Source organism: Hoylesella nanceiensis DSM 19126 = JCM 15639 (assembly GCF_000379965.1).
In the GTDB taxonomy this organism is placed as follows: domain Bacteria; phylum Bacteroidota; class Bacteroidia; order Bacteroidales; family Bacteroidaceae; genus Prevotella; species Prevotella nanceiensis.
In genome coordinates this window covers 384,771-391,522 of sequence record NZ_KB904331.1, presented here as the reverse complement: position 1 = coordinate 391,522, position 6,752 = coordinate 384,771, and the positions used below count along the sequence as shown (strand labels likewise).

At 35.2% G+C, this 6,752-nt stretch carries 4 protein-coding genes and 1 rRNA gene; 3 read left to right on the top strand and 2 right to left on the bottom strand.

Annotation, left to right across the window (positions count from 1 at the left end):
- Positions 1 to 146: 146 nt before the first annotated feature.
- Positions 147 to 259 (top strand): 5S ribosomal RNA (rrf, locus tag A3GM_RS0107780).
- A 930-nt stretch (positions 260 to 1,189) separates the two neighbouring features.
- Here rrf and A3GM_RS0107775 read toward each other — a convergent pair.
- Both A3GM_RS0107775 and A3GM_RS0107770 read right to left on the bottom strand, forming a co-directional pair.
- Positions 1,190 to 1,804 carry a DNA alkylation repair protein gene (locus A3GM_RS0107775; protein WP_018362825.1) on the bottom strand — a complete coding sequence of 205 codons (615 nt, stop codon included), beginning with the start codon at positions 1,802 to 1,804 and terminating at the stop codon, positions 1,190 to 1,192.
- Positions 1,805 to 1,940: 136 nt separating this feature from the next.
- Positions 1,941 to 2,222 carry a hypothetical protein gene (locus tag A3GM_RS0107770; protein WP_018362824.1) on the bottom strand — a complete coding sequence of 94 codons (282 nt, stop codon included), beginning with the start codon at positions 2,220 to 2,222 and terminating at the stop codon, positions 1,941 to 1,943.
- A gap of 1,154 nt (positions 2,223 to 3,376) precedes the next feature.
- Here A3GM_RS0107770 and A3GM_RS11140 point away from each other — a divergent pair.
- Complete coding sequence (locus A3GM_RS11140; protein WP_018362822.1) at positions 3,377 to 3,985, top strand: hypothetical protein; 609 nt, start codon at positions 3,377 to 3,379, stop codon at positions 3,983 to 3,985.
- 191 nt (positions 3,986 to 4,176) lie between these two features.
- A complete protein-coding gene (locus A3GM_RS0107755; RefSeq protein WP_018362821.1) occupies positions 4,177 to 6,654 on the top strand; it encodes an outer membrane beta-barrel family protein in 2,478 nt (825 codons plus the stop codon).
- The last annotated feature ends 98 nt before the right edge of the window (positions 6,655 to 6,752 follow it).

The following is a 6,752-nucleotide window of genomic DNA, read 5'->3' as shown; positions in this document are numbered from 1 at the left end:
ATAGGGTGTAGGTGTAAAGACAGTGATGTCAAAGCCGAGCACTACTAATTGCCCAAAGCTTTCAGACACAGATTATTTTCATCCGTTGTGATTTATTTAATCATACATTTTGCTTGTAGATATGTTATTGATATTATAAAGGTATATCAGGCGGTTATAGCGGTGGTGTTCCACCTCTTCCCATTCCGAACAGAGAAGTTAAGCCCACTTGCGCCGATGGTACTGCAATGCAATGCGGGAGAGTAGGTAGCTGCCTTTTTTATTAGAGAGAGTTTAATTGAGTAATCAGTTAAGCTCTTTTTTTTGTTTATGGGGGGTTATTGAACACTAAATATCTACGTTCCCATATTTTACTTGTATCAAAAGAAGACCTTGAAAGTATTAAGGAAGGACATAAAAGGTACTTTCAAAACAAAGGAAAGGCGATCTTAGTAAAATATGTAAAAGTTCTTTAGAAGAACAAAAGAAGGCCTTTCTGTGCATTTTATAGAAATCACTTGAGACCAAAGAACCAATAGATGACTTATACAGAGAACCTGCTATGATCCCCAATGACTACTTATAAGGCTATAAGGCGCTTATCTAAAAACAGTGTAGGAAATACTCATTCTAAAGAAAAGAATGCCTTAGAAGCTAAATAAATAGCTAAAGAAAGAAACAAATGACTATTAAAACAAATATAAAGGAGCACCAGTTCATTTATACTAATGACTTCAAGGTTGCAAATAAATGAAGAACGCAACCTAAATCATTTGCAGAAACCCAACAAACAGCTATTTAGAAAGCCACAAGACATTTACTAAATAGAAGAAGGGAAACATGCATTAAAGCAATATAAGTTGTTTACAGCGTAAATAAATGTCTTTTGAAAGGAATTAAAGTGCACAGAGTAAAATATAAAAGCCTGTCAGACGTAAATTGCTTTATACCCAATGCCTACAAAAAAACTAAGAGTTTGTCCTAAGGTGTATGTTTATACAGCTTCTAATATGGTAATATTGACTTTCAAGTGATGCAATATTTATTTACAATATATCTCCAAACCGTAAACAGACTAAATGCTGATTATCAAAAAACTCTCTATCAAGAATCCCAAAAACAAAGTACTAAGCAATATCTTCATGATTTCTTTGATAGAATAAGTTCAATCAACATCTTTTTATTAGCAGTCTAAAAATAGGCTTAAGGCTTATAAAAGCTTACTTGCAAGTTTGTAAGTGAATAGAATTCGAGGATTAGATAAGTCCCATTTTAGCACTTCTTGTCCTACCAAATCAGCATGTTTCTTACTAATATCCTTCAAAGCATTTCCTACAGATTTACGAAGATACTCGCTTTTGTTCCCTTTGTGTTTGCTAATTAGCGCAATTGCCATTGTAGGATGCTCTTTAAAGAAAGGGCGACTCGTCCAAATTCTCAGTCCTTCAGTTACTGCACGAGCAACATTAGGATTGTTGTCGTTTATCCATTCCTCGATAAGTGGCATCGACTTCTCATATCCTCTGCGTTTGCAAATCTCATCAAAAGCCTTTGCCAGCATCTCTTGTACACGCCAATTGCTATCCTTACTCACTTGTTCTTTGAGAAAATAGAGAGCGTTATTGTTCTCATTTGCTAATCTTCCCAACATGGTTGTTGCTAACATGCGGACTTGATAATCTTTACTTTTAAACCATTCAAAAGCAAAGTTCAAACATTGTTCTTTCGAATAAGCAGAAAATATTTGGTCAGCTCCATCAATAATGTGTTGAAAACCATGTTCTATTTGTAGAATTCTGCAAAGGATGTCGTTTATTTCCACCATGTATTCTAAGGATCTTAGTTTGTAAATGCAGTGTGTTCCATTTGCATCTTCTTTCTAGTGTCGTATTTATTCACAAACGAATGTATGTAGATGTTATAGAACAAACATAAAAGCAGCAAAATATAAGTTCTCTAAACTAATTGTGCCAGCTCATTCCTAACAAGAGTATAAAAGTGAAGAACGCAACAAGTGCCTCGATAATCATACATAATATGAAGATAGACACACCTTTGCCCTTTCCTTTTTCTAAGCTAAACTCATAAGAAAAAATGGCAATTACCACAACTGATATGCAAAAGAGGAATGTAATAAATTCCTCATCTAAGTGTGTCATGCGGAAATAGACAGGAAAAAACTGAAACGCATACCAGCCTATTATGTAAGCAATCCATCTATAAGGCATAAATTTCTTCATCATAAACACTCACTTTTTAAGATTTAATATAATCCTTCTTTGAGGATAATTGATAGGTAAACCAATTCCATCGAAATAGATTTTATTAGAAACTCTTCGTTCAAAAGGATGCAGAAGGGATAAAATATTGTCAATGTAAGTCTAAAGACCTAATGCATCATACTTGCTCCCAATGCCACTGCATATATAAAAAATGCAATGAGTATGCAAATCACTAAGCCTATGATAAAAATAAGCACGCCAGCAATCTTCCCTTTTTCTTTTCCAAACCTGTAGGAGCAAATAGAATTGACCAATAATGATATTAAAACAAAGACTGTAAAGGACTCCTGAGTTAGGTCGTATCTCTTGGAATAACCAATAAACGACTCAAAAATAAACCAGCCTACCAGGTAAGCTAACCATTTATATGGCGTGTTTTTAAGCATCATAAACATTCGTATTTTAAGATAACACAACTCCAATTGTGGATAAACTCCCCAAGAAAGAGTTCTTTAAATGTAGCTAATTATAATAATACGTTGCGTTCTTATCATTGATAGTCAAAAAGATACAACAGCATTTAGATTACGATTACCACGAACAAAGTTATATAAATGTTTTATATTATCAATGATTTTGTAAGTATTTTGATGAGAAAAACATCGATAGCTTTTCTAAGTAGTAATGATGACTTTTTTTATTTCTTTAAAAAGCACTGTAATTGGGTGTTAAAAGCATTGATATTGGTAGGTAAAAACATAGCTATTGCAAGGTAAAAGCATTGAGCTTATTTTGTAGGTAGAATGAAGATGAGAAAGAAAGTCAACAGAGAAAGACTAGAAATGCAAAACAAGATAAGAATAAAAATGCCTCTTTTTTAGGCGTTTTACTCAAAACAAGACATTCGTCAAGTGTCAATTCTTTCTGTTAAAATATTAAAACAAAAATCGATTTGTATTTATTAAATTCCTACCTTTACAAATAAAGCAGATTGTTTTGCGCCTTATCGAAACAGAAAAATCTCTTTATCAAAAAGAAATGGCGCCCAATTTATTTTGAAAAGCTGACGAGCATGATGCAATGAAAGCTTTGTTAGAAATGAAAACGAACGTCTAAAAGTTTATCTACTGAGTGTTTTGAGTCCCCAAAAGAAATAAAGAAGAAAGTTGGTATTTATGAAATTAAAGTATAAATTCAAAATAGATTCCATGTTAAAGTATTGGGATATTCCTGCCAGAATATATTGTATGGCTGCAACTCTTTTTTTCTTATTACCTTTTTATGTAATAGGATTCCTCTCAGTTAGAGATGACTTGCCACGTAAAACAGGCATTGTTCATGGAATACGCATACTTGAAACGTCTCATAGTGGTTGGGAAGTAAATTTTAGTTTAGAAGGAGATACAAACCATATCTATTGGCAAGGATATGAAAATTCTTATCCTTTCTTTTTATTTCCTCCAAAATATAAACTCGACGACTATGTAATTAACAAAGGTGATACCATCACTTTCTTTATTGATAAAACCAAAAAAGGGAATTATATAAAGTTTCATAGTCTGTTTTTTGAAGGTACTTCAGCGAAATCAGATGATGTTGTTTATACAGAAGGCTTGACAGTAAATGGAAAAGAAATTGCATCTCCGCTTGTTGCAGCATTTATACGCACTCCTTTAGCATGGTTAGGAGGCTTAGGGGTTATTTGTTTTTGCATTTGGTTGTGCCTGTTTACCGTTGATTTTTGTATGTGGTATAAGCAAAAAAAGAGTATCAATAAAAAATAAAGAACATACTTTTATGATCAGAATATATTCATCTGTTCATTTAAAGATAAAGATAAAATGGCCCACTTTATAAAAGATCACAGTTCTAAACGAACCAGTTTATAGGGTTATCTTCGATTTCGAACATGATGGCAAGATTATAAACCAGCCATAAAGAAGAAATAGAATATGAATGAAAGAAGTAAAGATATATGAAAACAAAAAGCACTTTATTATTCTTTGGCCTGTTGTTAGGCTCCGTAAATAGTTATGCCCAAACCTCAACAATAAAAGGAATGGTGGTAGATTCGCTTACAAGTCAAGGCGAACCTTATGTAACTATTAGGGTTTATAAAGAACGTAAGAGCGATAAACCCCTTGCCATGTGGGTTACAAATATGGACGGAACATTTGCTCATACAGTGAATGGACAGGGCCATTTCTTGATTTCTTTTAGCTCAATGGGTCGCAAAGAAATTATACGCAACGTGCAGTTGGGTACCAGAGGGGGCGAGATAGACTTAGGTAAGTTGCTTATTCAAGATAATACCAAACAGCTTAAAGGTGTTGAAGTGGTGGCGCAAAAGCCACTTGTGAAGATGGAAACCGACAAAATGGCCTATGATGTGCAAGCCGACAACGACTCAAAAGCCAGTACTGTGCTCGATATGTTGCGCAAAGTTCCTATGGTTACCGTCGATGGACAAGACAATATCATGGTGAATGGTCAAAGCTCTTTCAAAGTGTATGTTGACGGAAAGCCAAGCGTAATGTTCTCTTCTAATCCTTCGCAGGTATTTAAAGCCATGCCAGCGTCAATGGTAAAGAGCATCGAGGTGATAACCAATCCAGGTGCAAAGTATGATGCCGAGGGTGTAGGAGGCGTGCTCAACATCGTTATGAATGCGTCTTCCAACTCTAAAATGAAGCAAAATGGCTATAATGGAAATGTCAGTTTAACTGCAGCTGCAATAGGTTTGCGACTTTCGAGCTTTATCGGTGGACAGCAAGGCAAGCTTAGTTATAGTGCTAACATAATGAACAACAGAGGTAGGGTGAAAGGTGTTGAAACCGAGATGGAACGTATTGCGAGTGATGGTTCACGTATGATTTATAATCAAACGGGTTCAACAAGAATGCCTTTCACTATGGCTAATGTTAGTTTGGGGTATGAAATAGACTCTGTTAGTAATGTGAATGCAACGTTAGGAATAACTCAATTCGAGATGAATAACGATGGACATCCAACAACAACCTTCACGGGTGGTAGCTATGGAACAGGCTTTTCGTATAGCAATGATATGACAATGAAAAATGTCAACAACTCATATAATGGTAGTTTAGATTATCAGCGTTTCTTAAATAGAAGCAGAACAAGTAGCATTACGTTGAGTTATCTTTTTACAACCAGTCCTGCTCGTAGCGAAAATCGTCGAAACTACGATCCACTTTCTGCATTGGTCACTATTCCACTCGCTGATCTTTATTCAGAAGCAAAGACACGTGGAACCGAACATACATTGCAAGTGGATTATATCACACCATTAAGTAAGACCCAACAGTTGAATGCTGGTGCTAAATATATCAGTAGGAGAAACTCTTCCGACTCTCGTTTTTACGATATAGTGGGTAGCGTTGAGCAGTATGATCCAGCCAAAAGCGTTAATTATAAGAATCTTCAAAGCATTTTAGCAGAGTATGCAGAGTATAAGGTTACATTGAAAAATGTGAGTGCTAAGGCAGGACTTAGATACGAGCATACATGGGAAAGTGTAGATTTTGTTTTGGGTGCAGGTTCTAATTTTAAAAAGAATTATGGTAATCTTGTGCCTTCTGCCAGTGTCACCTACAATCTTTCTCGAACAAAGAATATAGGTATTAACTATGGTATGCGCATCACTCGTCCTGGTATTACCTATTTAAATCCTTATGTAGATCGCTCTAATCCAACGATAATAAGCTATGGAAATAGCGATTTAGAGGTGGAAAAGACTCACAACATTAATTTGGTTTATAACACCTTCTCACGCAAGTTTATGGCCAATTTCACGCTTGGTACAACTTTTGCTAATAATAAAATAGAAGAATACTCATTCATGCAAAGTGGCATTTTAAATAGAACTTATGGCAATATTGTGCAAAGTAAGTCATTTAATTTCAACACTTTTATGAACTATTCTCTATCTAAAAAGACCCGAATAATGCTCAATCTCACTCTTGAGTATGCCGACTTAAAGTCTGCACAGCTCAACCAACACAACTCAGGTTGGATGGCAACGGCATTCTTAGGAGTGCAACAAACATTGCCATGGGATTTGAAATGGAATGTGAATGTCACTGGTTCTACCAACAAATACACTCTTCAGGGCTATCAAACAGGTCATAATATGTTGATTTCGACACTTACAAAGAGTCTATTCAACGATAAACTAAGCTTGAGTTTGCTCTATCTTGAACCACTAACAGGCAAGTTAGAGATCAAACAATATAGCAAAGGACACGATTTCGAGAATAAGATGAATATCAAAATTCCTCTTAGAAATCTTATGTTTACAGTGGCTTGGAATTTCGGAAATACAAAGAAAACATTCCAACAACGCTCAAGTAAAATTACAAACGATTTCCAAGAGCGAGAAGATAGCAATTCGCAAGTACCTGGTTTGGGTGCTGGTTCGGGTAAAGGAATGTAGTAATATGCCCCACAAAGAGCGGGATAACAATAAAGAGAACACGTTTGTAGAAACGTAAAAAATAAAGATAAAAACCCCAGAAGCGAGCAACAGGATAA

Coding starts and splice junctions, on each gene's coding strand:
- A3GM_RS0107775 (WP_018362825.1), bottom strand. CDS start 1,804: ATGGTGGAAATAAACGACATCCTTTGCAGAATTCTACAAATAGAACAT.
- A3GM_RS0107770 (WP_018362824.1), bottom strand. CDS start 2,222: ATGATGAAGAAATTTATGCCTTATAGATGGATTGCTTACATAATAGGC.
- A3GM_RS11140 (WP_018362822.1), top strand. CDS start 3,377: ATGAAATTAAAGTATAAATTCAAAATAGATTCCATGTTAAAGTATTGG.
- A3GM_RS0107755 (WP_018362821.1), top strand. CDS start 4,177: ATGAAAACAAAAAGCACTTTATTATTCTTTGGCCTGTTGTTAGGCTCC.